General features: G+C 57.9%; 21 protein-coding genes. All 21 read right to left on the reverse strand.

The features are described 5' to 3' along the window. Nucleotides 1-185 precede the first annotated feature (185 nt). On the reverse strand, nt 186-1,094 hold the full coding sequence (locus tag ET524_RS09800; protein WP_201738775.1) for a DUF3644 domain-containing protein: 909 nt from the start codon (nt 1,092-1,094) through the stop codon (nt 186-188). A 129-nt stretch (nt 1,095-1,223) separates the two neighbouring features. Then, a complete protein-coding gene (locus ET524_RS09805) occupies nt 1,224-2,483 on the reverse strand; it encodes a nucleotide sugar dehydrogenase (protein ID WP_129425417.1) in 1,260 nt (419 codons plus the stop codon). Nucleotides 2,484-2,825: 342 nt separating this feature from the next. After that, entirely contained in the window at nt 2,826-3,602 is a 777-nt protein-coding gene (locus tag ET524_RS09810; protein WP_129425419.1) for an SGNH/GDSL hydrolase family protein, read from the reverse strand. After that, the gene (locus ET524_RS09815; RefSeq protein WP_129425421.1) at nt 3,589-4,857 is read right to left on the reverse strand and encodes a glycosyltransferase family 4 protein; all 1,269 of its coding nucleotides are present in this window, start codon (nt 4,855-4,857) and stop codon (nt 3,589-3,591) included. The genes ET524_RS09810 and ET524_RS09815 overlap by 14 nt, the downstream gene beginning before the upstream one ends. A gap of 13 nt (nt 4,858-4,870) precedes the next feature. Further along, nucleotides 4,871-6,289: a lipopolysaccharide biosynthesis protein gene (locus ET524_RS09820; RefSeq protein ID WP_269089569.1), complete on the reverse strand. Its 1,419-nt coding sequence runs from the start codon at nt 6,287-6,289 to the stop codon at nt 4,871-4,873. A 63-nt stretch (nt 6,290-6,352) separates the two neighbouring features. After that, nucleotides 6,353-7,390, reverse strand: a complete 1,038-nt coding sequence (locus tag ET524_RS09825) for an NAD-dependent epimerase/dehydratase family protein (protein ID WP_129425425.1) — start codon at nt 7,388-7,390, stop codon at nt 6,353-6,355. A gap of 51 nt (nt 7,391-7,441) precedes the next feature. Further along, nucleotides 7,442-8,782 (reverse strand): ATP-grasp fold amidoligase family protein, encoded by a 1,341-nt coding sequence (locus ET524_RS09830; protein ID WP_129425427.1) that lies wholly within the window; start codon nt 8,780-8,782, stop codon nt 7,442-7,444. After that, entirely contained in the window at nt 8,779-10,323 is a 1,545-nt protein-coding gene (locus ET524_RS09835; protein ID WP_129425429.1) for an O-antigen polymerase, read from the reverse strand. The genes ET524_RS09830 and ET524_RS09835 overlap by 4 nt, the downstream gene beginning before the upstream one ends. 2 nt (nt 10,324-10,325) lie before the next feature. After that, nucleotides 10,326-11,528, reverse strand: a complete 1,203-nt coding sequence (locus ET524_RS09840) for a glycosyltransferase (protein WP_129425431.1) — start codon at nt 11,526-11,528, stop codon at nt 10,326-10,328. Between the two features lie 6 nt (nt 11,529-11,534). Further along, nucleotides 11,535-12,650, reverse strand: coding sequence for a non-hydrolyzing UDP-N-acetylglucosamine 2-epimerase (wecB, locus tag ET524_RS09845; RefSeq protein ID WP_129425433.1), 1,116 nt, complete (start codon nt 12,648-12,650; stop codon nt 11,535-11,537). A gap of 2 nt (nt 12,651-12,652) precedes the next feature. Further along, complete coding sequence (locus ET524_RS09850; RefSeq protein ID WP_129425435.1) at nt 12,653-13,513, reverse strand: SDR family oxidoreductase; 861 nt, start codon at nt 13,511-13,513, stop codon at nt 12,653-12,655. Between the two features lies 1 nt (nt 13,514). Continuing rightward, entirely contained in the window at nt 13,515-14,570 is a 1,056-nt protein-coding gene (locus ET524_RS09855; RefSeq protein ID WP_129425437.1) for a polysaccharide biosynthesis protein, read from the reverse strand. Beyond that, the gene (locus ET524_RS09860) at nt 14,571-15,779 is read right to left on the reverse strand and encodes a glycosyltransferase family 4 protein (protein ID WP_129425439.1); all 1,209 of its coding nucleotides are present in this window, start codon (nt 15,777-15,779) and stop codon (nt 14,571-14,573) included. 108 nt (nt 15,780-15,887) lie between these two features. Beyond that, entirely contained in the window at nt 15,888-16,811 is a 924-nt protein-coding gene (locus ET524_RS09865; protein ID WP_129425441.1) for a sugar transferase, read from the reverse strand. An 862-nt stretch (nt 16,812-17,673) separates the two neighbouring features. Continuing rightward, a complete protein-coding gene (locus ET524_RS09870; RefSeq protein ID WP_129425443.1) occupies nt 17,674-19,089 on the reverse strand; it encodes an RNA-binding domain-containing protein in 1,416 nt (471 codons plus the stop codon). A 43-nt stretch (nt 19,090-19,132) separates the two neighbouring features. After that, nucleotides 19,133-19,426 carry a transposase gene (locus ET524_RS09875; protein WP_129425445.1) on the reverse strand — a complete coding sequence of 98 codons (294 nt, stop codon included), beginning with the start codon at nt 19,424-19,426 and terminating at the stop codon, nt 19,133-19,135. 496 nt (nt 19,427-19,922) lie between these two features. Continuing rightward, on the reverse strand, nt 19,923-20,531 hold the full coding sequence (locus tag ET524_RS09880; RefSeq protein ID WP_129425447.1) for an ABC transporter ATP-binding protein: 609 nt from the start codon (nt 20,529-20,531) through the stop codon (nt 19,923-19,925). A 144-nt stretch (nt 20,532-20,675) separates the two neighbouring features. Beyond that, nucleotides 20,676-21,791 carry an ATP-binding cassette domain-containing protein gene (locus tag ET524_RS09885; RefSeq protein WP_236648303.1) on the reverse strand — a complete coding sequence of 372 codons (1,116 nt, stop codon included), beginning with the start codon at nt 21,789-21,791 and terminating at the stop codon, nt 20,676-20,678. 60 nt (nt 21,792-21,851) lie between these two features. Further along, nucleotides 21,852-22,703, reverse strand: coding sequence for an ABC transporter permease (locus tag ET524_RS09890; RefSeq protein WP_129425449.1), 852 nt, complete (start codon nt 22,701-22,703; stop codon nt 21,852-21,854). Beyond that, nucleotides 22,703-23,686, reverse strand: coding sequence for an ABC transporter permease (locus ET524_RS09895; RefSeq protein WP_129425451.1), 984 nt, complete (start codon nt 23,684-23,686; stop codon nt 22,703-22,705). The genes ET524_RS09890 and ET524_RS09895 overlap by 1 nt, the downstream gene beginning before the upstream one ends. A 343-nt stretch (nt 23,687-24,029) precedes the next feature. After that, nucleotides 24,030-25,670, reverse strand: coding sequence for an ABC transporter substrate-binding protein (locus ET524_RS09900; RefSeq protein ID WP_129425453.1), 1,641 nt, complete (start codon nt 25,668-25,670; stop codon nt 24,030-24,032). Between the last annotated feature and the right edge of the window lie 87 nt (nt 25,671-25,757).

Consider the following 25,757-nt stretch of genomic DNA (forward strand, 5'->3'; position numbering starts at 1 on the left):
TTGCTGCATAAGCCGACTTGAGTGGAACAAAGCTGGGTCCCCGAATGGGGGTAGGCGCTTTAGCAGCTGCTTAGAATTCCCTTGCTCCTGGGGTCGGCTTTACTTTTTCTTGCCTTTGCGTTTCTCGATCTCCTTGCGCATGCCGTCAATTACGCCACTAGGGTTCTTGATAAGCTCTTGGACCATTATGTCGACAGCCTGCTGCGAATAGCCCCAACTAGGCTGTTCCCCCAAAGAGCAAAATTGTAGGAGTAGCTCTCGTTGCCCTTCATCTCGTAAAAGTCCGCAAATACCTGAAAATGGTAATTGTTGAATTCCTTGGGCTCGCCATTCACCATAACGCAGACGCCCGCCTTGGCTAGCTTCGCCCGAATAAACCGAACTGCCGTCTTGGTGCGATACTTATATTTGTTGATAGGGTCGGTCAAAGTACGTAGGATTGTGGCGGCGGCATCCGCATCGGAAGCGATTCGAACCGAAAAATCGGCGTCCTTCTTCTTAGTAAGCCACAATTCAGTCGAATAGGGCACGGCTCCGACGGTTCCTTCCGCCGCGATATTAGCACCCAAAGTCAGCATCTTTTCGACAATTTCTTTCGAGTATCGCGCGCGAATCGAATCGATATCGACACTCCCCCTACGCACAGAAAGCGCAAGGTAGTTTTCGGGAATTCTATCGCTAATCTCAATCCCGTGAAATTCCCTCAGCTTCTCGTCATAACGCTCAACGCAATATTGCAGCACCGGACCATAAAATAGCTCATACTCATCCGTAACATAGTGCGTACTTGTATTGCGAAGCTCAATAACAATCTCGAGATTACGCCGAAGGGGATCATTTGCATTGGTAAACACCTTCTTTACGCGATCCGTCAAGGAGAGAGACCTGTCGCTATCCGGGTAAAACACAGCAGATTCGCCAAGGGTTTTCGAAATGTGGGCCTTGAGCATTAGCTCCCAGGCATTGCACAAAAAGAAGCAGCAGCCTTCTGCGTGATACCTTATTGTCGGCCGGTTATACAGCTCAATAGCCAAGAGAAACGCCTCTTGGGATTTATCAATCAGTCTATTGACCACGTCCATCGCATCGATCATCGCAATCCTCTTTACCACGGGAAATGTTGAGCTTCTATTATAGCGTTCAGAACGTTTGCCCCATCAACTTGCGAGACCTGCCGGAATCGACAGGTCTCGCAAGTTGCCAGCAGGTTGTGTCGCAGTTCGCTAATCGCGCTTGAACAAATCCCTCGTATACACCTTGTCTGCCACGTCGGACAGGTCGTCGCTCCAGCGGTTGGCCACGATCACGTCGCAGCGGCCCTTGAAGGCTGCCAGGTCGCGCGTCACCTCGCTGCCGAAGAACTCAGGCGCATCCAGGGTCGGCTCGAAGACCACCACAGGCACACCCTTTGCCTTCACGCGCTTCATGATGCCCTGGATGGAGCTGGCGCGGAAGTTGTCGGAGTTGGACTTCATGGTCAGGCGGTACACGCCCACCACCGGCGCCGGAGTGCCGGAGTAGACCAGCTGCGACACGCGCGAGAGCACCTGCTCGGCGACGAAGTCCTTGCGGGTGCGGTTGGACTCCACGATGGCCTCGATGAGGTTCTGCGGCACGTCCTTGTAGTTGGCAAGCAGCTGCTTGGTGTCCTTGGGCAGGCAGTAGCCGCCGTAGCCGAAGCTGGGGTTGTTGTAGTGGCTGCCGATGCGCGGCTCCAGGCACACGCCCTCGATGACGTCGGCGGTGGAAAGCCCGCGCGCCTCGCAGTAGGTGTCAAGCTCGTTGAAGTAGGCCACGCGCAGGGCCAAATACGTGTTGGCGAACAGCTTCACGGCCTCGGCCTCGGTGGTGCCGAGCACCAACCGCGGGATGCCAACGGTGCCGTCGGCGTTGGTCCGCTCCAGCTCCGCGGGGTCGGCGCCGTGCGCCAGCAGGTCGGCGAACCGCTTGGCGGCGGCCACGGCCTCGGCGTCGCCCTTCGGCGCGCCCACCACGATGCGGCTGGGATGCAGGTTGTCGTAGAGCGCCTTGCTCTCGCGCAGGAACTCCGGGCTGAACACGATGCGGGAATCTCCCAGGCGCTCGCGCAGCGACGCGGTATAGCCCACCGGGATGGTGGACTTGATCACGATCCAGGCCGTGGGGTTCACGCCGCGGATGGCCTCGATGGCGGCCTCCACGCTCGAGGTGTCGAAGAAGTTGCGGTCGGAGTCGTAGTTCGTGGGCGTGGCCACGATGGCGAACTCGGCGCCCGCGTAGGCCTCCTGCGGGTCGACCGTGGCGTGCAGGTCGAGCGCGCGCTGCCCCGCCTGCGCCTCGGCCAAGAACCGCTCGATCTCGTCGTCCTGGATGGGCGACTCGAAGCGGTTGATCTTCTCCACCTTCTCCGGCACGATGTCCAATGCCCGCACCTCGTTGTGCTGCGCAAGCAAAACGGCCAGCGAAAGGCCTACATAACCGGTACCGGCAACTGCGATTTTCATGGGAATCTTCTTTCTTTCTTGGGTTTTCAAGGTTCGTTAAATTCAATCGGCTTGATATTCCGTTAGTCTTTTAGACTCGTCATCAACATGCTCTCGACGTTCGAGCAGCAAGTAAGCCGCTGCGTGCATATCACGAGAATCACCATTAAGACCCTCGAGCTTATCTGGCTCCATCTCGGTAATTCACTCGTTCAATTCGTCTACATCCGAAGAATCAACATTGTTGCGTCTGGCATTCAAGTTATTAGCCATGAATAGCAGGTCGTTTTTTATAATCTTTGGAAAGATTTTCGTTGTTTCTTTTTACATTGATAGATTCGAGCATCAAACGCAGGCTCACGCTCATCGAGCGTCGCTTCTACACAACTCCCTCTTCCGCACCTCGACCGCGATGCGCTCCGCCATCAATCGATAGCCCTCTCCGTTAGGATGGAAGTGATCCTTGTTGTAGCAAGAATCCCAACCGGCCTTTTTAACCTTCTTCTTGAAGAAGCTATAGAAGTCAACGCAAGTAAGGGACCGCTCAGCTGCCAAGGTATCAATTCTCCTGTTATATAGCTCATACTGTTCGGGAGTGCCGGGGAACAGGTCTCCGTCGATGAAAACGCACGAGCACGGAATCACCTTAAAGCCCATGGCGAGCAGCCTGTCCAGAAGTTCCGCGTACTGGGCAGTAAACGGTTCGAGAGGCATCCACTGCTCGGTGCCATCCATGAGCTTAATAATCTCGGAAAAGAATTTGCGTTGCAGGTTGTCAAACCGCTGCCCGGCCCGTTTTGCAATCGAGCGAGAATAAAATGGCCGAGGCATGAGCATACCGCCTCCCTGATAGCGCCTGGGGATGTGCGAAAACACACGCCCCGTGCGACTCGGGCGTATTTGCGCATCAACGTTACCGTAAAGAACAACGCAATAATCCCCTGAACCTTTCGCAGCAACTTTTCCCTCATTAAGGAGTTTCAGAGCGTAATCAATCATCGTGCCCGTATAGGCGAGGTTCACAACCTCGAACGAACCGCCCAGCAGATATGAGAGCTCCCCAGAGAAATTTATCTTCTTACTGCCAAGCCCCTGCGTGATGCTATCGCCCAGCAAATAGACCTTGCTACTTTCGCTCATCGCGAACCTTTCGAACCAAATCTTCTACCGCCTCGGCGGCATTCGTGTAGTACTCATCCCAGGTGAGGCCGAGCACAACCTTTCTTGCACACGCCGCCATGTGCGGTATCCGACCGCGATTACTACAGAACCACTCAATCCTCTCGCGCAGCGCTGCAGCATCCCTAGTGGGTACGACGAAGCCGTTCTCACCTTCGATGACGCAATCGGCAGCGCCCGTGTTATCGGAGCACACAACCGGCAGACCGGAGGCGAAGCCCTCCATGATAGAAAGGGAAAACCCATCCCCTAGCGACGGGAACAGCATTACGTCCGCATTCAGCAACAAGGCAGAGACTTCATCGTGCTGAACCATTCCCTTGAGCTCGATGTTCGCGGGCAAGCCCGCAGCTATCGAATCGGAAATACGGACGGCACCGACGCAAACAAGCCGCGCCTTTGAGGCGGGGATGCCTTCGAATGCCTCAAACAGGTATGCAGCACCTTTGTGCTCGCCAACGATGCCGAGATACACAAACGTCAGCGGCTCCGATTCCGGCTTCTCCACCCTTTCCCTGTAAGGAAACTTCTCAGTATCAACGCCGTAGTGGCACACTGCGCACTTGTCGGGGCCGATGTTCGAATACCCAAGACTGCGCTCGACGAATGTGGAGCCGCAGAGGAACGCATCAGCGGCGGCAAGCTCGCGCTCGGTGCGTGCAACATCAACCGGATCCCAAACTCGTTTCCAGCTATGAAGGCTCTTTGCAAATTCTGGCCTTTCCGCCTCGTCGAGTTCGTAGACCGATTTTAAATACAGGGCATTGGCTGCTGACATGTCGGCGATAGTAACCGTTCCAGGCGAGAGACGCTTTACCTCCTCGAAAAGCACGGCGGAGCAGCCATCGTAGCAGACGACCGCGTCAGCGCCAGTCTTCGCCGCAAGCTTCGCCACCTTTCTGCCGAAACGATCATCGACGATGCGCTTAATCTGCCAGTACCAACGCCTCATGAAGGGGATATTGTGACAGAAAAGGACGGCGAGACCTCCGAACTCGGTACGCTGAATCACCTTTGCATCAGGCAGCTCGTTGCAATGCCTGCCAGTGGCCTTCTTGCGCCAAAACGGCGGCAAGACCTTCGCCGCGAGGGACGTGAGGTTGCGTGGTCGGTAGTACACCGTCGTGCAGTAAGCCTCGAGTAACCTTGCCCTCTCGAGTGCGACGGCGAGGCGATAAGAATGCTGCTGTTGAGAGTGGGCTACGATGATTTTCATCGGGCGACGGGACCTAGCCTTTCGTGCGTATTGTCTTAATGGACCTGTAGAGCCGCTTTCTGAAGACGAGCAGACCGATCAGAAATGCAGCGATGAACGCGTAGCGCCAGGCGCCAACGGTATAGAGACCGAGGGATATGGCAGCAAAAGCACATGTCAGCACTACAGCGAAGGCTATAAAGCGCGCGTCGTAGATTCGGCAGATAATACCTGCATCTTTCAAAGCTCTCTTCATAAAGTGATAGTGCAAAACCGCCGTACCGAGGTAGCATGCTGCCGTCACGTAGGCCGAGGAGATGTAGCCAAAAACAGGGATGACGATGAGGTTAAGGGCAATGTTTGCAACAGCCGACAAGATGGACGCGGTCGCCACATAGCCCGCTTTGCCATAGTAAATCTCAACATTAACGAAAAGCGTATACATGAATGAGAATACGACCCCAGTCGCAATCGGGGGTATACACCAGATGGCGTCCACATATTCTGCCGTAGCCAGGACAGCGACACATTCGGGCGCAAGAAGCATAAGGAGGAAGACGAGCAACGCCACAAGTAAAATGAGGGCATTCGACACGCCGGAAACAGAACGGCAATCACCAGAACGCAGTTTCCCGTACAGCCACGGAACATAAGAGGAGTTAATTCCGTTATTAACCATAGCAAGCAAAAGGCCCGCCGAATGCGCCACGCCATAGATAGCAACTTTTACGTTGTCGAGAAACCAGCTGATGAGAATCTTGTCTGCCTGGTTAAGCAACACCTGCGATGCGTAGTGGGGGACGAGAGGCACGCCCATCCTCACCGAATTTCTCCACCACTCACGATTAAACAAACAGCAAGACCGCTTAACAAAACTTGCGAGGACGAAAACGACAGCAACGAAAAACGGCAAGAGGTTCGATACAACTCTGGCTACGACCTTCCACTCGTCCGGCGCGACCCACACCGCAAAAATGCCGAGGACCACGCTGACGAAAGAAATGCCGAGCGTGACAGCAATGAGCGGCTTGTACGCATAGTCAAACCTTCTGCGTGCGAGCCAAAGGCTCACAATGGAGGACGACCATACATCAACGAACATGAGCGAAGTGAGCAGTGTGCTCATCCCCGTCATGGCGTTAATAGCACCACTTAAAAGCAGATATACCGCGTAGAACGCGAGCACGAGCAGCGTGATTAAAATCGCCTGCGATGTTGAATACTCGGGGCGTTCCTCCACGTGATCCGAAAGGCCTTTGTTGAACACCTCTTGCTGGAGGTTCAGCGTGATAACAAGCCCGAAAAGCATGAACCATGAAGTGTAGAGGTTGTACGCTCCGTATTCTTCTGTCGAGAACAAGCGAGTGAATATGGGCATCGATATGACCGATATGCCCCGCTGAACTATCGCGCATATCGTAAACCACACCCCAGCCTTTGCTGGCAGGGGCATGGCACGGTATTTGGAGAGAAGTTTATCGAGCAAAATATCCCAATCCGAAAAACGCCGTGGCGCCTAAATCCCGTAATACCCCTTGTACCACTTCGCGAACTCGCGCAGGCCGTCCTCCAGCTTGGTGGCGGGCTTGAAGCCCGTGTCGCGCTCGAGGGCGCTCGTGTCCGCATAGGTCACGGGCACGTCGCCGGGCTGCATGGGGACGAGCTCGCGGTGCGCCTCAAAGTCGTAGTCGGCAGGAAGCACGCCCTCCTCCACCAGCACCCGCTGCAGCGTGGCCACGAATTCCAGCAGGTTCTCGGGATCGGAGTTGCCTATGTTGTAGACGCGGTGCGCCGCCTTGGGCAGCCCGTCGGCGCCGGTGCGCACCTCGGGCGGGTTGGCCATGACGCGCGAGACGCCCTCGACGATGTCGTCGACGTAGGTGAAGTCGCGCTTGCAGTCGCCCATGTTGAAGATCTTGATGGTCTCACCGCGCACGAGCTTGTCGGTGAAGCCGAAGTACGCCATGTCTGGACGGCCCATCGGGCCGTAGACGGTAAAGAAGCGCAGCCCCGTGGCGGGGATGGAGTAGAGCTTGGAGTAAGCGGCCGCCATGAGCTCGTTGGACTTCTTGGTGGCGGCGTACAGCGACACGGGGCTGTCCACCTTGTCGTCCTCGGAGAAGGGGACCTTCTCGTTGCCGCCGTAGACGGAAGAGGAGCTGGCGTAGACCAGGTGCTTCACCGGGTGGTGCCGGCAGGCCTCCAGCACGTTGAAGAACCCGACGAGGTTGGACTCCAGGTACGCGCGCGGGTTCTCGATGGAGTAGCGCACGCCGGCCTGGGCGGCAAGGTTGACCACCACGTCGAACCCGCCGCCCGCGAACAGGCGCTCGACCGCCATGCCGTCTGCCAAATCGTCGCGCACGAAGGTGAAGCGCCCGTCGGCGTCGGCCTCGCGCAGCATGCGCAGGCGATCCTCCTTGATGCCCGCGTCGTAATAAGCGTTCACGTTGTCGAACCCGACGACGACGTCGTCGGTCTCCTCGAGCAGCTTCTTCGCCAGGAACGCCCCAATAAATCCGGCCGCGCCGGTAACCAGTACCTTTCTAGCCATTTTCTTCTCTTCCTTTTTCAAACAGTACCAAAATTTGATGTACGCAGCCCCTTAGCGCGGGAGCGTCAACATGTCGCCAACCTTCTCATCCCACTCAGGCGGATCAAAGGGCATAAAACCGCCGCAAGGATGGAACGTCATCTCGGAGAACCTGGGGCGGCCCTTGTACTCGAAGAAGTCAACACGCACAAACGGCATGTTCTTCGAGAGTTCTTTCACGAGCCCAGTCATCTCGTCGAAAGTGTCTGGTTTTGATGGAATCGCCTCGAATGATGCATAGTCCGGCCGCCCGAACGAGGCACGCTCCCAGTCCATGTTCAAAAAGTCGATGCGAGCGGTCTCGTGGCGCTCTAGCCCCTGAGACACATAGATAAACCTTGGTTCTCCGTCAAAGCAGTAAAACTTGTAATCAATCTGCTCCTCGGCAACATCTGGACAATAATTCTCGTGAACCCACAACAGCGAGAACTCATTCACAAGGAGCCATTCCCTTGACGGCAGCTCCATCCATGTCCCATACGATTCAGCCCCAAATGCAGGATTAAAGCGCTCGAAACCGCTATTTGAGCAGACGGCTATTTCGCCGAACAGTAGCCGATTGCGCGATCCATAAAAACCAACCCGAGAGAGAGAATAGCTGGACGCAAACTCGTCAGAAAGCTTCTTCATCAGCCCAAAATCCCTAGGCATCGGAATATTTAATTTCCACGCACAACTATCCTTGGAAACTTCGAGCGGATACCACTCTTCGTCAAAAAAAGTCTTCGTGAGCCCGGCCTCCATAATCCGATCCGTTATGGCAGGAGCTATAAGATGGCTGTTACTGAAATGAAATAACTTATGATTAGGCGAATCCTTGCTCACCGTATTGGAATCAAGATACTCCTCCGCAAAGACAAGAGGCTTCACGTTCCTGTAAGGCCATTCGCGGCATCCCCAGTAATAGTTTTCGTTCAAATGCTTGGAGAGTTTACGCTTTGCTGCATTGAGGTCGAACACCGTACGATCTCGACAGATTACCACGCCGCCGCTATCGTGATTCGTCTTTAGTACGAAGCGCTCGGGCAAAGCGGATATGTCAATATCTTCGACACTTTCCCACGCGACGTAGGTCTCGGTGACATACTCGGAGCCAATCCTATCCGCCACCCATTCCTTCACACGATACTTGTCGACGAGCATCGTATACAGCGGGTTACGATCATGGAGCTTGAGCCATTGGAGTTTCTCGTTAAAGCTTCTGGGGTTATTGAAATCAATATCACGACCCATATAGCCCTTAAAAGAAAGCCTGATATATTTTTCATCGGGCATAGAATGGAAAAACCCCCTATGCCCGAGAATCGGAATCACTACGCTCGGGTTTTTGAAGATGTTTTTTAATGTGGTCATATGCGCCTCCCATGCACCACCGTCTTCGCATTGCCCGCTTGCACTGAGCTGTTTCGCTTCTTGCTCTCGGCCCCCTGCATCAAGCGACAAAGGGCGATAGGCAGCAACAAGAAAAGAATCATGCTGAAGTTCTGCGGCATGTAACCTCGAATGACAAACGAGAAAAGTGCAGGATAGACGATCGAATAGGCGAGCACAGCCATCGACTTACCCTCAGTGAACAGGTAGCAGTTTTTGAGATGGCGCCCGATGATGCCAAAAAGCCACATGCAGACGACAACACCAACAACGCCGAACTCGATGTAATACTCGCCCAACGAGGGATATGCAACTCCGTTTACGACCGCCTGGCCGCCAAATCCAAGTCCAACGATTTCATGAACGGCAGGACTCGGCTTAGCAGGAAACAAAGCCCTGGGTATAAGCAAAACCAGAGAATAAAAAATCATCTGCGAACCGAAAAGGTAATCGTGCTTCGAGGGGACAATGTCCAAAAGCATATAGAACGCCTTGAAGTCATCAATCTCAGCATAGAACGGATTTAGAAATTCATCGATTGTCATTCCCGACACATCAATGCCGGCACCCGTACGCAAGCCAACCCTTGCAACCTGCATAAATGCAAATAGAGCTACCAAAGCAATCGAAGCAGCGGCTACAGAACCGCCTTTCGGACTTATCCTGTTCCGAGCGAAATACAGAACAATCGGCGCGAGCATACCGATAAGCAGCGTCGCTCGTCCTCCACCGAGGAACATGCAGAGCAACGTCATCGCATATAGAACTACCTTGACACCCCTGTTCCTGCCGAAAGCATAGATAATCATCCAAGCCCCTAATAGCAAGAATTTCGAATAAGCAAGAAATGCAAGCCCGTCATCGGATGCAAAGTCGTTCAGCTCAGCACCGGATAAACCACCGGTTAGGATGTAGACTACGTCAAATCCCTTGCGAAGGTAATAGTAGAAATTCAGCACATAGGCAATGACCCAGATCCAACCACACCAGTGAACGAATCTACTTGCAAGAACATCCGACACTTCTTGGAAACCAATAGTTGAACACTTTTCTTTCTTGCTTCTTTCCTTCCCCAGCGGAAACTCATACCCGAGAAAGAACGCGAAGCAGCCAATCATCACCAAGCACGATGCGGGAACGCAATAGCGAACGACATCGACGCCGTAGCGCGAGGTCGATCCCGCCGCGAACTGGAAAACCGGCGCCACAAAGTAAACAAGAGCCATTATGAGTACGACAATGGTAAATGGCTCGAACATATAAATGCCCGATCGCCCGTATTTCGCCAATACTAGAATGGCAAATACCGCGCCTTCGGCCGCCAGCGCGATATAAGCAGCAGAAATATCTGAGGTATGGGCAGAGCCCGCAAGAAATAAAGCATATAGACTCAAGCCAAGAAGAAGCAGTATTGCGACAAGAGTCATTAAAAGACTGCCGCGAGACTGACCGAGTTCCTCTTTCACAGACGCAAATGACATGGCGCGAAGACCCACATTATCAGTTGTTGACGCGAAAGCCAAAGCTAGCTCCTCAATTTATTAAAAGATGCTGCTACGTTCCGGTAAAACGCTTTCCTGCACTCGTTTAATTTGGAGGAAGAGTAATTTTTAGCCATCGCGAGATTCTCGGCGCTTCGACGCGTCATAAGTCCAGGATCATCGAGCATTGCGACTATTCCTTGAGCAAAGCCCCGCGCATCGTCTGGGGCAAACAGACAGTCTGCGGGTAGAATCTCAGGAATACCACACACCGGCGTGGACAAGCACGGCATGCCTTCGGCCATAGCCTCCAACACGACACGGGGCAGGCCCTCGGCTTTAGTGGGAAACACGAAAGCATCAGCCTCGGACATACGCCGACGAACCTCCAGCCCATCCGCCAGACGACCTGCGAACTCGACCCTGTCGGCGATTCCTTTTTCAGCAACGTAACGCTTGTAATCCCCCATCGATGGGCCATCGCCTATACATAGAAGCCGCACGCTCTTGCCCATCGAAGCCGTAATTGAAACTGCATCGAATAGGGTATAATGTCCCTTTGAGTTTCCTTCGAAATTGTTGGCCGCATGGGCGATATAAATCGAATCTTTCACTTCATAGCTTCGCTCGTGGGCGAATGAATTGTCGGGCAGCTCGACAGAAGAGTACGAACCCGTAAAATGTCCGGGCTCGCCATCGAGCGCGGGGCACGGGTAAAGCTTCTGAAGATAGCGCTCTGTCACATATGAAGCACCATCCGCGCGGAGGCACGCAGCTTTTAGGTCCGCAGTCCACTTGCGCCTCACCGCCCAATTGACCAGGCCGCCGCGGGCCTCAGGTGCAAAATACTCCCATGGATCCACGACAACTTCCACGGAGTAATGAATCTTCTGGCGATCGCACTCAGCAACGACCATGTTTGCCACAACGCCCGGAATACGAGCGATGACGCAGTCCGCTTTGTGCAAGTAGTCTCCAATGAGCTTCCTATTCATAACAGCCGTCTTCACGTAACCACTCAGACCACGGCCAGGCTCGAGATCGAGGAACTCTACCCCAGGGCCATCGGCGCGTTTTTTGCCCTCTGGGGCCGACCCAACCTGAGTAACGCGACCTATCGCGTACACCTTGTCAAAGACGCTAAGATAACGCCTATAGAAGTCGTAATTAAAAACGGAGTCAACGAACACCTCACCGCTTGAGTTGCGGTAATAGTGATTGTCCGCCGCTACCAAAACCGTCGTCATTAGCTGCTACTTCCCCCAAACATGCTTGTTGACATAGCCCGTATAGCCCTGAACGATTTTGGCTACCTTTACAGAGCAACGCTCATCAGCGTAGTCGGGCACAGCGCTTTCGCCACCGGAAAGGGCCACCTCCGTCGCCACCGCCTGCAGCACCCCCTCGGTAGAGAGGTTGCCGATTGTGAAGATACCGCGGTCGACGACTTCGGGGCGCTCGGTCGAGGTGCGCAAGCTCACCGCCGGAAAGCCCAGAAGCGAGCTCTCCTCGGCAAGCGTGCCCGAATCGGACACCACGCACAGCGCGTTTCGCTGCAGCTGCGCGTAATCGATGAAGCCGAAAGGCTTGTGGGCGCGCACAAGCGGATGGAACTCGGTGCCGCGGGCCTCGATGAACTTCCTGGAACGGGGGTGCATGCTGTAGAGGACGGGCTTACCGTAAGCCTCTGCGAGGGCGTTGACCGCCTCGACGAGCTGCTCGAAGTTGCGCTCGTTGTCGATGTTCTCCTCGCGATGCGCTGACAGCAGGATGTAGCCGCCCGGCTCGAGGCCGAGCTGGTCGAGCACGTCGCTCCGGTCGAACTCATCGCGGTGCGACTCGATGACCTCGCGCATGGGCGAGCCCACGACGAAGGTGCGGTCGGCCGGGCAGGCCATGGCGAGCAGGTTGCGGCGGGCGTGCTCCGAGTAGCACAGGTTCACGTCGCTCGTCGTGTCCACGATGCGGCGGTTGACCTCCTCGGGCAGGTTCTCGTCAAAGCAGCGGTTGCCCGCCTCCATGTGGAAGACGGGAATCTTCAGGCGCTTGGCCGAGATAACGCACAGGCACGAGTTCGTGTCGCCGAGCACGATAAGCGCGTCGGGACGGACCTCGCGCATGAGCGCGTAGCTCTTTGCGAGTACGTTGCCCATGGTCTGCCCAAGGTCGTCGCCCACCACGCCGAGGTAGTGGTCGGGCTCTCGCAGACCCAGGTCCTCGAAGAAGACCTGGTTGAGCTCGTAGTCGTAGTTCTGGCCCGTGTGCACGAGCACCTGGTCGAAGACAAGGTCGCAGCGCTTTATGACCTCAGACATCTTGATAATCTCGGGACGGGTGCCGAGCACCGTCATGAGTTTGAGCTTTCGCATGGCTATCCTAACGTGTAGTGCGGGTAGAGTTCCTTGCGGGCACGTATCCACGTCGCCATCTCGGCGACTTGCCGGTCGTAGGGAGCGGCGCGGAACGAGCAGTCGAAGTTGGTGCGCACGAGCGTTTTATCGAGCGCAAGCGAAGGGTTCTCGTCGATGCGCACGCCGCCGCCGCGCAGGTGCTCGTTGAACAGACACAGCAGATTGTGCTTAGAGATGTTCCCCTCCGGCACCATGTTGACGAGGCCGGAGACGTTCTCGTTGGCGGCACATTCCATGGCCTTCGCCAGCTCTAGCGTGGTCAGCCCTGTCCACATGGCGCGCGTGTAGCCCCCTACAGGGCCCTCCTGGGCCATGAACCAGTTGAGCAGGCCGATTCCCCTCGGGTTGATATCCGGACCGACGATCGAGTTTCGGAACGTCAGGTTCTTGGCATCGTTCAGCTCGCCCGCAGCCTTGGTGCGATCGTAGACGCTCTCGCCGTCTGGCACGCTGCTCTCAGTGTAAGGTCCGGTGTTGCCGGCGAACACACAGTCGGTCGACATATGGAAGACGCGCGTCGGGAGGCTCTCGCAGATAGAGGCCAGCACGTGGGGCAGCTTCCCGTTGAGGTACTCCGCCCCCTCGAGATCGGCGTCGGCGAACGAGTTGAGCACGCCGATGCAGTTGACCACCACGTCGAACGCGCCGTTCCCAAGACTGATGCGGAGAAGCGCCTCATCCCGCGCGTCACCCGTTATCTGGCTGTCGAGAAACGGCAAGTCCCGGCGAGCGAAGCCGGTAACCTCGTGCCCCCGCTCCTTCAGATATAGCGCTATCGTATGGCCCGCCATGCCTGATGCGCCCAGAACAAGGAAGCGCACGCTACTGCACCGCCTCTTGCTCGCGGCCTTCCAGAGCCAGCTGCACGTACTCGGCGGCCTTAATCTTCTCCACCGTGCCCGCCACGTCCAGGCGCTGGGTGTTGTGGGACGTGTAGGCCTCGTCGGCCTGGGTTTGGACCTCGCCCTTAACGAAGAACTTGTCGTAGTTGAGGTCGCGGGAGTCGCACGCAACCCTGAAATACTCGCCCATGTCCTCGGCGCGCAGGCGCTCCTCGCGGGTCATGAGCGTCTCGTAGAGTTTCTCGCCGTGGCGCGTGCCAATCACGCGCGTCTCGGTGCGGCCGAACACCTGCTGCACGGCTTCGGCGAGGTCGCCGATGGTAGAGGCCGGAGCCTTCTGGATGAACAGGTCGCCGGGGTTGGCGTGTTCGAAAGCAAACTGGACCAAATCCACCGCCTCGTCGAGATTCATCAGGAAGCGCGTCATATTGGGGTCGGTCACCGTGATGGGCTCGCCGGACCTGATTTGGTTGATGAACAGCGGAATCACCGATCCGCGGGAGCACATCACGTTGCCGTAACGGGTGCAGCAGATAGTGGTGCGGCCCGCGCCGTTGCGGGCGTTGGCGTAGATGATGGACTCCATCATGGCCTTGGACTTGCCCATAGCGTTGATGGGGTAGGCGGCTTTGTCGGTGGACAGGCACACCACCTTCTCCACGCCCTCGGCGATGGCGGCGTGCAGCACGTTGTCCGTGCCGATCACGTTGGTCTTGACGGCCTCCATCGGGAAGAACTCGCAGGAGGGAACCTGTTTCAGCGCAGCGGCGTGGAAGATGTAGTCGACCCCGTGCATCGCGTCGCGCACGGACTGCGCGTCGCGCACGTCGCCGATGAAGAAGCGAACCTTGCCGGCGAGCTCGGGCATGCGCTCTTGCAGGCGATGGCGCATGTCGTCCTGCTTCTTCTCGTCGCGCGAGAGCACGCGAATCTCGGCCAAATCGGTATTAACGAAGTGCTTAAGCACCGTGTTGCCGAAACTACCCGTGCCGCCAGTAATCATGAGGGTCTTATCTGTAAAGGCGCTAGTGTCCATCTATTTCCTTTCCGTCGTCTGCTCGAGCAGCCTCTCGATTTCGTCCATGTATCGGTTCTTCATGAAGTTCGCCCTGAAGTAAGCACGGCCGTTCTCTCCACAGTTGGCATACTTTTCCCTGTGGTCGATGAAATCAGCCATAAGGACCGAAAGGGATGCGCTGTCCGTTGCCGGGACGGACGCACCGCAGCCCGATTCAGCAATGACCTCCGCAGCCGAACCGTCTATTGCCGCAATGACAGGCTTCCCCGCAGCCATATACCCCTGCAGCCTGCTCGGAAGCGTCGAGCTAATCCATGGAGCGCCGGGTACGTGAAGGGTCAGAACGCAGGCATCGGCCATCCGGTAGAAACCAGGCATCTCCTCAAAAGGACGCCGCCCGTGAAAAACCACGTGGGTGCCAAGGCCGTGCTCAGCAACGAACTTTTCAAGTTCCCCGATAGAAGAGCCAGTCCCTACGATGTGAAGCTCAAAATCTTTACGCGATTTGAGCACGTCGACCGCATCCATGAGAACGCGAAGATATTGAAGCCGGCCTATGTTGCCCATGACCATAAACCGAGCCTTATCCGAAGGCTCCGCTGTCAAATCCATCGAAAGATAGGAGTCTTCGGCGTATTGGGGCACATAATGGCAGGAGGATCTCTTCATACCATGAACCTGCTCAAAGCAGTCAATGTAGGCACGCGAATTGGTCGCTACCACATCTGCGCCACGATATATGCCCGTACTCACACGCCGAACCACGGGCATGAGAAAATTCAATTTCGATGGCAGCATTGCCTTAACGGCATCCGGCCAAATATCAGCACAATACAGAAACACGGGGGCATCGAAGATTTTCTTCGCACGCATCGCAGGCTCCGCCATCAAAACTGGCGATATTTGATAAGCAAAAATAACGTCGTATCCGCCCGTCAACTCCTTCAGCTTTCCATCAGCTCTGCGCATGTAGCTGAAATAGTTTTTCGCAAGGCCAACGACACCGGGAGTGCGAGGAACCTCCTCGACGCGAATTATGTGGACACCGTTATGCTCCTGCTCGCGATTTTTGCCATCAGCGTACTCATCCGGGACAATTCCTGTCGGATAATTCGGGATGCCGACAAGTGCAGTAACCTGATGCCCCCTGCGGACCAGTTCCTCGCAAATTTCCGTAGTCTGAAATTGTTCAGGCCAATAGTGCTGGCATACAAACAGAATATGCATCTAACATGCCGCCTTTGAAACACACGCCGAATCAGGAAGTCCGCGCGACCGGCCAAGCACTCGGTTGATACCCGCATTGCCGGCCGTCGATAGAGACAAGTTCACGTCTCAGCTCCCCTGCGCCGTTAACACGACGCCCACGGTTTGGATGATCAATTTGAAGTCGGCCCACACACCGCACTTCTTGATGTAGAGAAGGTCCATGTCGACCCACTCGTCGAAGGTGATGGAATCTCGGTTGCGACGGGTCTGCCAGTAGCAGGTCAGGCCTGGTTTCACCAGCAGGCGCTGGCGCTGGTAGTCGTTGTAGGTCGCCACCTCGGCGGGCAGCGCCGGGCGCGGGCCCACCGTGGACATGTCGCCGGCCAGCACGTTGATGAACTGGGGCAGCTCGTCGAGGCTGAGCTTGCGCAGCCACCTGCCAACGCGGGTGACGCGCGGGTCCTCGGCCATCTTGAACACCGGTCCGGTCTTCTCGTTGAGCTCGCGCAGCTCTGCCAGGCGCTCCTCGGCGTCCACGCACATGCTGCGGAACTTGTACATCTGGAACGTCTCGCCGCCCTTGCCCACGCGCCGCTGCTTGAAGAGCACCGGGCCCTTCGGGTCGTCGGCCTTGATGAGCGCAGCGATGATCGCGAACAGCCAGCAGAACGCCACCAGCACCGCGGCCGAGAACGCCACGTCGAACGCGCGCTTGGCGAAGCGGTAGGCCAGGCGGCCCTCGATGCCGGTCACCGGCCCCTCGCCCAGCTCCTCGCGCAGCCGCCCTGCGCGCTCGACGCCCTCGCGGCGGCGCTCCTGGGCGCCAAGGTCGCACGCCGCGCCGCTTCGCACGGTGTTGCGCGCGGCGGCGTTAGCGTCGTATTCGGTTGTTGCGGTGGTTTGCTGCAATGCTGCCGAATGAGTGGTTTCGCCCGAAACGCAAAAATGCGCCGGCTCCAAGAGGGTTACGCATGCAGTCTGCCGGCATTCGGCATGACTTCGCCATTCCTGGGGTTTTCCCAGGTCGGAAAGGTTCGCTGGGCACGGCATTGCCTTCGCTCGTTTCCGCATTCGCGAAAACTCGCACACTGCAACACCGCGCACCCATGAGCGCACCTTGCATGCGTATTTATCCTCTTGGAGCCGGCGCAACGCGCTTCTGCGACGATTACGTGTCTTCAAGCTATGTTCGTCGGATGCGCGACCGCAAAATTGCTGCGACCAGGGACAAAAGAATCCGCCTCTCGCGGGTGCGAGGGCGGCTTGACCGGGCGCTGCGGACGCTCGGTTGAATTCCTTACCAGATTGTTATGCGTAACCCATCCGCATTGCGCCGTTGTGCCGGTTTTGCGAAACGCGCTACAGACAACAGCCTGGCTTCCCTACCATTCGACGTACTGGATTATACCGGTCTGACGCATATGCACAACCGGGTTATCCGCGGGAAATACGCGGCCCACCTGCACTTTGCAACGAAAGGCACATCCTTTGCACTTTCCGCGCAATCGCGCCAAAACCCGCTCGACAATTCGTTCACATTTTGCCGGGGGATTACAAAGCTGCAGCCGGCTTCCCGGGCGGGTGCCAGCCTCGGACGAGTTGACAGCTCGCGAACTTTGCAAGTTTCGACTATGTCATGATCAAAACTTGCATTTTCGACAAGTTTTGATCATGGCAAGCAGAGCCACCTGCAGCGCACGGGCCTTAGCTCCTTTCGCCGCATCCCATAGCCTTGTCGAATCAACTCGTTTCGCCCTTGTCGCATGCTTGCGGCGCCCTTTCGCGGTCTGTTCGCGGTCTGTTCGCGGCCTGTTCGCGGTCTGTTCGCGGTCTGTTCGCGGCCTGTTCACTTGAGGCGCAACCTCAAGCGAACAGCGAACTGCAAGACATTGGCAGCGCTTTCGCCAGCATACTAAAGTCGCTCATTCTTAGCAGGCTGATAGTGCTGGAAGGGGTCTTTTTCATTCCTGCCAACCCAAACCAGCAGCCCCTTCTCGGTAAGTTCCCTGAGCGTTTTCGTCGCTTTTGTCCTGCCGACACCAGCTTTCTCCATGAGCTCTCGCCTGGTAACGCTGCCGACATCATGCGCTATGCCCATCGCAATCTGCTCAGCATCATTAAGTGCTTCAGGCATCGAGGCCGTCTCGGCCGCAAGATTGCCGTTCTTTGTCGTATCATCCACAGCTGCCACTCGAGCTCCCGGTCGCTCAAATCGAACAATGGTGTCGTATTCGGTCTGGCGATAATCAAACTTCACGCCCGCCTCTTCGCAATCCTCTTTGATGCGCGGTATACCCGTGCCATATTGTTCGATGAGGCCTGAGCGAAATAGCGCCTGCGCAATGTTGGGATTGCGTTGCTTAAAGCCCCTGCTGGTCCCATTAAGATGCTTTTCCGGAGAATCCCCACTCGGAAATAGACCTGGGCTCACGATTTCAACGAAGTCCATGTATACGTTGACCTCGACCGACGTCCCGGTCGTGTAATCACGATGGCACAACGCGTTTGCTATTGCTTCGCGAATGGCTTCACGTGGAATCTCGGGGATTTCTAGGCGCCGCATTCCCGGCTCGCCAAATACGAATCGGCGCCTAATGTTGGAAACGACGAAGAATTCAGCGTGCTTTAAAAGCTGAATCAACGGCAAGCATTCCTGCCGCAAATCGAGAATATCCAATTTACTGTTGCCGGCTAATAGTCCTAATTTGATACGCGGATATGCAATTGGCGCATAACAAAACATTACCACAGCAGCATTAGTCAATGCCCCGTCTGACGCAATCATATCTAAGCGCGAAAGCGCATCAGACGCATCCTTAAACTCGCCATTGATGCGCCCAGCTTCTTTGCCGAGCTCGATGAAATCGCGAACCGCCTTCTCGTCAACATCAGAGATAGGCCTGCCAGACGACATCGCGTCCCACGGCATCCCGCGATATGCTCGGTTAATCATTGCAGCTTGAAGTTCAGATGCCGTCATTACTTTGTTCGACGTGCCAACGCGCGTGAAATAGCGTCCATCTGCCGAGTAGGGCGCATCCAGGCCGGAAAATTCGACACGAATATATGCAATGCCGCCAGCAACTTCGCACCGTTCGATAGTCGGAAAAATTGCAGGCTCAATCTTACCTGAAATCCATGAAGCAACCTGACGAACAGTTGCATCGGATGCTTCTTGCCCAATAACATCGCCGTTGTCTTTGACGCCAAAATAGACTTCACCGCACCCGTGCTTGTTCAGAATGGCGCAGATTGCTTGCAGAGCTTCTTTATGTTCGCCAGTTGATTTCTTGAATTCGACGGTCTCGCTTTCGTTGCCAAGATTCATCCGCGCCGCCTTTCCACCGTTTGCTATTAACTTAAACTCTATGTTAAACCACCGTTGACATCTGTCGTACCCACCAGCTGTAATCGGGATGAGGCTCGATGTGGGTGATCCTCCTCGTGTAGAAGTACTCGCCTTCGGCCTCGTGGCGGAACAGGAGCTGCCTGCGGTCGCGCCCGCCCCGCTTGAACTGCTCGCGCCAGCAGAACCAGTCCAGGTAGCGCTGCAGCCTGCGCGTGGACACGCCGCGCATGGGCACCAGGAACCCGCGCAGCCGGGAGTGCAGGGCGTTCACCGCGTTTATGTCGGCGGCCGCCGGCCCGCCCGTCGGCGCCCGCAAGCGCGTCGGAGGCCATCTCGTCGGCGATCGCCGCCTTGAGCTCGGCCACGAGCGCGAGCTTCTCCTCGCGCGTCATCTTAGACGTGATTTCGGATAGAATAGGGTCCACGGGCCCTCCTCGCATCTCGGTTTCTTGGTCGATATCGATGATACAGGAGGGCCCTTCCTCACCTGTCCCACACGTGGGACTATGTCAACGGTGGTTTAACATAGAGAACTTAAATTATATCGTGACCGGCATAGACAGCATTAGATGGGAGCAATTAAGCCACCGCCCTTAACGGCTTTCGCTGCACCCCATAACCTTGTCGAGCCAACCCGCTTCGCCCTTGTCGCGTGCTTGCAGCAGTCGCTTGCGAGTCTATTTCACAGTCGGTTTTTGGCCCGATGCCTGTCTACCTGGGAAAACGCACTTTTATGAGCGAGTTTTGGGGCGATGAAGCCCGCTGCGGCCAACGAGGCACACCGTCGGCGGCCACAGAGAGGCTTGCCGGCGTTAACGGCACGCTGCTTTCGTGAGGTCGAGTGTTCGGGTGGCTATGCGGTTGGTGAGCGCGGGGGTGTGCGAGACCAGCAGCATGCCGGCGCGCTCGCGCTCGGCGTAGGCCAGCAGCACGCGCCAGATGTGCGCTTGCGTTACCGCGTCCAGCATGGTGGACACCTCGTCGCAGATCAGGTAGCGCGGGCGCGTGGCCAACGCACGGGCGATGCAGAAGCGCTGCAGTTCGCCACCGGAAAGCTCGTGCGGGAAACGCTGCAGCCATTCTTCGCGAATGCCCAGGTCATCAAGCAGCTGCTGCGGCACCTCGCCCACTTCTGCCAGCGTTTTGCGCATGCGAAGGCGCGGGTCCACCGCCTGCTCGGGGTGCTGCTGAATCAGCTGCACCGGGCACACGCCGCGACGCGGGAGCGCACGACCGTCCACCAGCACTTGGCCCGCCGCCGGACGCTCGTAGCCCGCCAGAATGCGACACAGCGTGGTTTTACCGAACCCCGACGGCGCCTGAAGCGCCACGCGCTCGCCCGCCTCCACGCGCAAGCCGAAGCCACGATACAGCGGCCGCGCAGCATCATACCCAAACGTTATGTCCTTCGCTTCCAGCATAAAAGCCTTTCGTTATTTGCCGTCCGATGAGCTGGGCTCGACAGACTTGAGAATCTAGAATCTGCCAATGGCCAGTTTCCCTTGAGCCAACGCGCCTAATGTATCTGACAAGGGGACAGGTCGTTTGCCATGTGCACGCCTTCGTTAATGGGACAAGGGGACTGTCCCTTTGTCCCGTTCCGCACCTTCTGCCGCGAAGTCGTGTTCGGGGAGGGCGTGCCAGAGTTGGCGGGTGAATTCGTGGCGCAACAGGCTGGGGTCGGCGAAGTTCGCGACCGCGGTTTCCTCCACCACTGTGCCGTCTTTGAATACAGCCACGCGGTCGGCCACGCGCAGCGCCAGCTCAATGTCGTGCGTGATCAGCAGCACGCCGCCGCCCGCGTCCGCGAAGGCGCGGAAATCATCGAGCGCGCGAACGGCCAGGTCAAGGTCCAGGCCCGGCGTTGGCTCGTCCGCTACGATCACGCGCGGGTCGTCCATGAGCGCGCAGCACAAAAGCACGCGACGAGCCATACCGCCCGACAGCTCGTGCGGATACAGGCGCGCCACCTCGGGGCCCAGCCCGTAACGCTCGAACAGCTGCTGCCGACGTGCGCGGCGCTCGGCCTTCGTCAGCCCGTTCGCGAACCCTTCCACCTGCTTGCCCACGCGCATCATGGGGTCAAGGTGGCTCACGCTTTGCGGCACCAGCGACAGCCCGTGCCCGCGCAGCGCCGCAAGTCCCGCCGCGTCCATGCGCTGCCCGTCGAACCAGATGCGGCCCGATACGGTGGAGTTCGGCTCGAACAGCCCGAACACGGCATCGGCCAGAAGCGTTTTGCCCGACCCCGATGCGCCCACCACGGCCACCACCTCGCCCGCGTGCACCGCGATGCTGAGGTTGTGCAGCACCTCGACGTCACGCTGCTTGGCGCGGAAGAACGGCTGCGATTCGTCATACATGCGGAAGCTCACGCACAGGTCTTCCACCTGCAGCAAATGGTGCCCTCCCGCATGATGCGAATGCGCCGCATGCGAATGATGATGATGCACCTGCGCATCTTCGTGCGGCGTGGATTCGTGAGGTGCGTGCTCGTCCGCGCATTCGGGCGCAAAGTCGCCCGCACATTTCAACGCAGGGAAGTTTTGTGCGGGGCACAAAAGTGTTTTTGCATCGTCGCAAAAGTGGCTGGCATCAGACGCTTCTACCGCTTTTGCGCATTCGCAAAAGTTTGCGGTTTCAGCGTTTTCGCTGGTCGTCAGCTTATCGTTTTTCTCCACGCCATCCTCCTTCGCCACGTTATCCGATTCCATCAATACCATTTTGCGCACCACCGCAATTTACTTTTGCACCGTGTGGGGGTCAATCAATTTGCGCAGGTTTTGCCCCGCCAGGTCGAACAGGCCCACCGTGCACATAAGCGCCACGCCGGGGAACACCGCCAACCACCAGGCGCCCGTGGACAGATAGCTCATCGACTCGCTTAAGATCACGCCGATAGCCGGCTGCTCAGGCGGCAGGCCGAAGCCCAAAAACGTGATGGCGGCCTCGTGCAGAATGGCGTGCGGGAACAGCAAAATCAGCCCCACCAGGAACTGCGGAAGCACATAAGGAACCATATGGCGCAACGCAATGCGCACCGGGCTTTGCCCCAGTCGGCGCGCGGCCGCCACAAATCCCGACTGCCGGCACTGCAGCACCTCGGCACGCACAACGCGCGCCAGGCTTGCCCAATGCGTCACGGCCACTCCGATGGTCACGCCCCAAAAGCCCTTTCCCAGCGCAAACGAGATGAGCACCAGCAACACGATGTGCGGAACGCCCATCATCAGGTCGATCATCCAGCTGACCACGGCGTCCACGCGCTTGCCGCCCAGCGCCGCCGCGCATCCCAGCATCAGCGCGATCACCGACGACACGCCCGCCGCCAGCAAGCCCACCAGCACGCTGGTGGACAGACCCGCCAGCACGCGCGCCAGCATGTCTCGACCCATCCAGTCAGTGCCGAAGGGGCGCTCAAACGAGGGCCCCAGGTTCTTCGCGGTGAAATCGGTGACCGTTGCCTGGCCATACAGCGCGATACCCGCCATAACCACGGCCAGCAGCGCAAAAGCCGCCAAAACGCACGCCGCCAGCGTGGCCGTGCGGTTGCCGCCCCTTCGCTGCGCGGGGGCATGGAGCACGTTCTCCATTACGCCCTCCCTTCGCTCACGCGCATACGCGGGTCCAAAACGCCGTACAGGATGTTCGCCAGCAGGTTGCCGCCGAACACCAACGCGGCGCTGACCAGGGCGATTCCGGCCAGAAGCGCCACGTCGCCGCCCAGGCCAGCGGTGACGGCCGCCTGTCCCAGGCCCGGATACGAGAACACCTGCTCGACCAGGACCGATCCACCGAATATCTCGGAGATGAACGCGCACTGCAGCGTGACCGCCGGCAGCGCCACGTTGCGCAGGCAATGGTGCAAAACCACGCCCAGGTCGGATTCGCCGCGGGCGCGCGCGAAGCGTACGTAATCGCTTTCCAGCACATCGACCACCTTCTCGCGCGTGTGCAGCGCGATGTTGGCCACGCCCGTCACCGAAAGCGTGAGCGCGGGCAGCACCAGATGATGCGCCGCATCGGCCAGCGTCACGTCGGCCGCCGACATGCCAATGGGCACGGAAAACCCAATGGGGAACCACCCCAGTTGCACAGCGAACACCATCAGGATAATGAGCCCCAGCCAAAACGTCGGCGTCGACGCCAGCAAAAAGCAATAGCCGCGCACCACACGATCGACCGCACCGCCGCGGCGCGCGCCGGCAACGACCCCCAACGCGAAGCCCAGCACGCCGCTGATAGCCCACGCGATGCCCATGAGCGCCAGCGAGTTGGCCGCGCGGTGCGCGATCACCTCGGACACGGGCGCGTTGAACCTGAGCGACGCTCCCATGTCGCCATGTAAAAGCGCGCCCGCCCAGTTGGCGAACCGCTCCCAAAACGGCACGTCGCCGCCCCAGTAGCTTGCCAGCTGCGCGCGCTTGGCGTCAGACATGTTCACATACGCAGCCTGCCCCACGTTAGCCTGCACAGGGTCAATCGGCGAAGCGCTGACCAGCGCAAACACCACCAACCCCACCGCCAACATCAGCAGCACGAACCGCAAAATATGTCGAACAAAATACCTATTCATACTCCCAAAAGCCCCAAACTCCACCCCATCAAAAGCGAGCAACCACGTCGATCACTCGTCCAGAAAGGCCCCTGCAATATCGCGAACAAGAAGCTTCCGATCTCATTAACGCAGCTTGCGTGTTTGAGGTGGCCCACAAAGCGAGTTCCGCATCGGCGAACAGCCCAGTGGGCTGTTCGCAACCCATCTATGCGCCCGAGCGGGCGCGTTCCCGCTCGCCGAAGGCGAGGCGGGAAACCCAGTGGGGCTTTTGCCAAAGCAGGACTGTCTGAGCGACTGGGCCGCCTCAAACACGCAAGCGGACGGAAGCAGTTCCGCGCTTCCGTCCGCAATCAAACGTGCCTTACCAACTCCACTGATCGACGTTGTTCACGATCGACCAGCCATGACCATGCGGATGCGGCTTTTGCTCGGCAACCTTCAGGCCCTCGGTCACGAAATACAAGTGGTCCACGTTCGCAAACCACACCCACGTGGCTGCGCCCTGCGGCGCCACGCCGTTTTCGCCGTCCCACATGGCCAGCTTCCATTCGTCATACGAATCGGCGACCACAGGGTTGGCCAGCGCGGCGTTCAGATGCGCGTCAACCGCGGCGTTCTCATAGCAGGCGTAATTGCCGTTGCCCGTGGAGTAGTTCAGGTTGTACACCTCGATCGGGCTGTTGGAACCCCAACCCCACACGACCGGGTCGCTGAACTGGTGCTGGTAGATGTCATCCCAGCTTGCGCCCTTCGGCGTCACCTTGATGCCCAGCTCGTTCATCTGGTTGGCGAACTCCATGGCGATGGCCTGGCGCACCGAATCGGAGGACGAATAGTACAGGTCGAACGCGGCCGTCACGCCGTCCTTAGCGCGCACGCCGTCAGCGCCGGGCACCCAGCCCGCCTCGTCAAGCAGGGCCTTTGCGCGAGCAAGGTCCTCTTCGCACTTCATAGCATCGGACGACCAGGGCATATTGTCGCCCACGCTGTAGGCGATCTGGCCGTAGCCGTTCAGCACGTTGTCGATAAGCGTCTGACGCTTCACGCCATAGTTGATGGCACGACGCAGCGCAAGGTCTTGCGTCACCGCGTTGCCGGCGGGATACTCCTCGCCCGTCTGCTTGCGCGTGGCACCCGGCGCGATGGTGGGCAGGGAAATACCGCGAGAGTCCACCGACGCGCAGTTCAGCAGGTCGTAGCCCTTCGGCTGCTGGCTGGCGAACGTGGCTGACGTGAACGCAACGTCCACCTGGCCGGAACGAGCTGCCGCCAAGCTGGCGTCCTCCTCCATGAACACCACCACGACGCGCTCGATCTTCGGCGCCTCGCCGTAGTAGTCGGGGTTGGCCTTCAGGATGACCTGCTGGCCGCGATCCCACTGCTCCAGCATGTAGCGGCCGCTGCCCACCGGGTTGCTGCCGTAGTCGGCATCATGGCCGCCATCAGGCACGATGCCGATAACCGCCAGCGTGTATAGCAGCGCGTTGAACGGCTTGTTCAGGCGAATCTCGCACGTCTCGTCGTCGACGGCGACGGCCTTGTCGACCATGGTCAGGTCGCACTCGCTGGCCTCGTTGTTGGCGACGCCGTTGATAGTGTAGGCCACGTCATGGGCCGTGACCGGCTTGCCGTTGGTGAACTTCGCGTCGGTGCGGATGGTGAACGTCCAGGTCAGGCCGTCATCGCTGCACGAGTACGCCGTTGCAAGGTCGTTCTCGAAGCCCATGTCGGCCTTCGTGGTCAGAAGCGTGGACTGGATAAGCGGCTCGTGCACATGCTCGCCGCAGCCCCAGGAGACGAACGGGTCGAAGCCGGCGTCGGGCTCGCTGCTCACCGGCATGGAAACGGTCACCTGCGAGGCGTGCTCGCCGCCGGTCGCACCGGACCCAGACCCCGCGCTCTGCTGCCCGCTAGCACACGCGCTCAGCACGCCGCCGAAGCCCACTGCGGCAACGCTTACGCCCGCCACCTGCAAAAACGTTCGCCTGGAGAAGGTCTTCATCAAGATATCCTTTCATCGACCAGGCGAAGGCGCGCGACGTCTGCGATTTCATTGCGCGCCTACCTGGTGTTACGAAGTGAATTTCCG

This window comes from Senegalimassilia faecalis, assembly GCF_004135645.1.
GTDB lineage: Bacteria > Actinomycetota > Coriobacteriia > Coriobacteriales > Eggerthellaceae > Senegalimassilia > Senegalimassilia faecalis.

What these genes read in the sequence shown, in the direction of transcription:
- ET524_RS09800 (WP_201738775.1), bottom strand. Translation starts at nt 1,094, where the DNA reads ATGATCGATGCGATGGACGTGGTCAATAGACTGATTGATAAATCCCAA.
- ET524_RS09805 (WP_129425417.1), bottom strand. Translation starts at nt 2,483, where the DNA reads ATGAAAATCGCAGTTGCCGGTACCGGTTATGTAGGCCTTTCGCTGGCC.
- ET524_RS09810 (WP_129425419.1), bottom strand. Translation starts at nt 3,602, where the DNA reads ATGAGCGAAAGTAGCAAGGTCTATTTGCTGGGCGATAGCATCACGCAG.
- ET524_RS09815 (WP_129425421.1), bottom strand. Translation starts at nt 4,857, where the DNA reads ATGAAAATCATCGTAGCCCACTCTCAACAGCAGCATTCTTATCGCCTC.
- ET524_RS09820 (WP_269089569.1), bottom strand. Translation starts at nt 6,289, where the DNA reads ATGCCCCTGCCAGCAAAGGCTGGGGTGTGGTTTACGATATGCGCGATA.
- ET524_RS09825 (WP_129425425.1), bottom strand. Translation starts at nt 7,390, where the DNA reads ATGGCTAGAAAGGTACTGGTTACCGGCGCGGCCGGATTTATTGGGGCG.
- ET524_RS09830 (WP_129425427.1), bottom strand. Translation starts at nt 8,782, where the DNA reads ATGACCACATTAAAAAACATCTTCAAAAACCCGAGCGTAGTGATTCCG.
- ET524_RS09840 (WP_129425431.1), bottom strand. Translation starts at nt 11,528, where the DNA reads ATGACGACGGTTTTGGTAGCGGCGGACAATCACTATTACCGCAACTCA.
- wecB (WP_129425433.1), bottom strand. Translation starts at nt 12,650, where the DNA reads ATGCGAAAGCTCAAACTCATGACGGTGCTCGGCACCCGTCCCGAGATT.
- ET524_RS09855 (WP_129425437.1), bottom strand. Translation starts at nt 14,570, where the DNA reads ATGGACACTAGCGCCTTTACAGATAAGACCCTCATGATTACTGGCGGC.
- ET524_RS09860 (WP_129425439.1), bottom strand. Translation starts at nt 15,779, where the DNA reads ATGCATATTCTGTTTGTATGCCAGCACTATTGGCCTGAACAATTTCAG.
- ET524_RS09865 (WP_129425441.1), bottom strand. Translation starts at nt 16,811, where the DNA reads ATGCCGTGCCCAGCGAACCTTTCCGACCTGGGAAAACCCCAGGAATGG.
- ET524_RS09870 (WP_129425443.1), bottom strand. Translation starts at nt 19,089, where the DNA reads ATGAATCTTGGCAACGAAAGCGAGACCGTCGAATTCAAGAAATCAACT.
- ET524_RS09880 (WP_129425447.1), bottom strand. Translation starts at nt 20,531, where the DNA reads ATGCTGGAAGCGAAGGACATAACGTTTGGGTATGATGCTGCGCGGCCG.
- ET524_RS09890 (WP_129425449.1), bottom strand. Translation starts at nt 22,703, where the DNA reads ATGGAGAACGTGCTCCATGCCCCCGCGCAGCGAAGGGGCGGCAACCGC.
- ET524_RS09895 (WP_129425451.1), bottom strand. Translation starts at nt 23,686, where the DNA reads ATGAATAGGTATTTTGTTCGACATATTTTGCGGTTCGTGCTGCTGATG.
- ET524_RS09900 (WP_129425453.1), bottom strand. Translation starts at nt 25,670, where the DNA reads ATGAAGACCTTCTCCAGGCGAACGTTTTTGCAGGTGGCGGGCGTAAGC.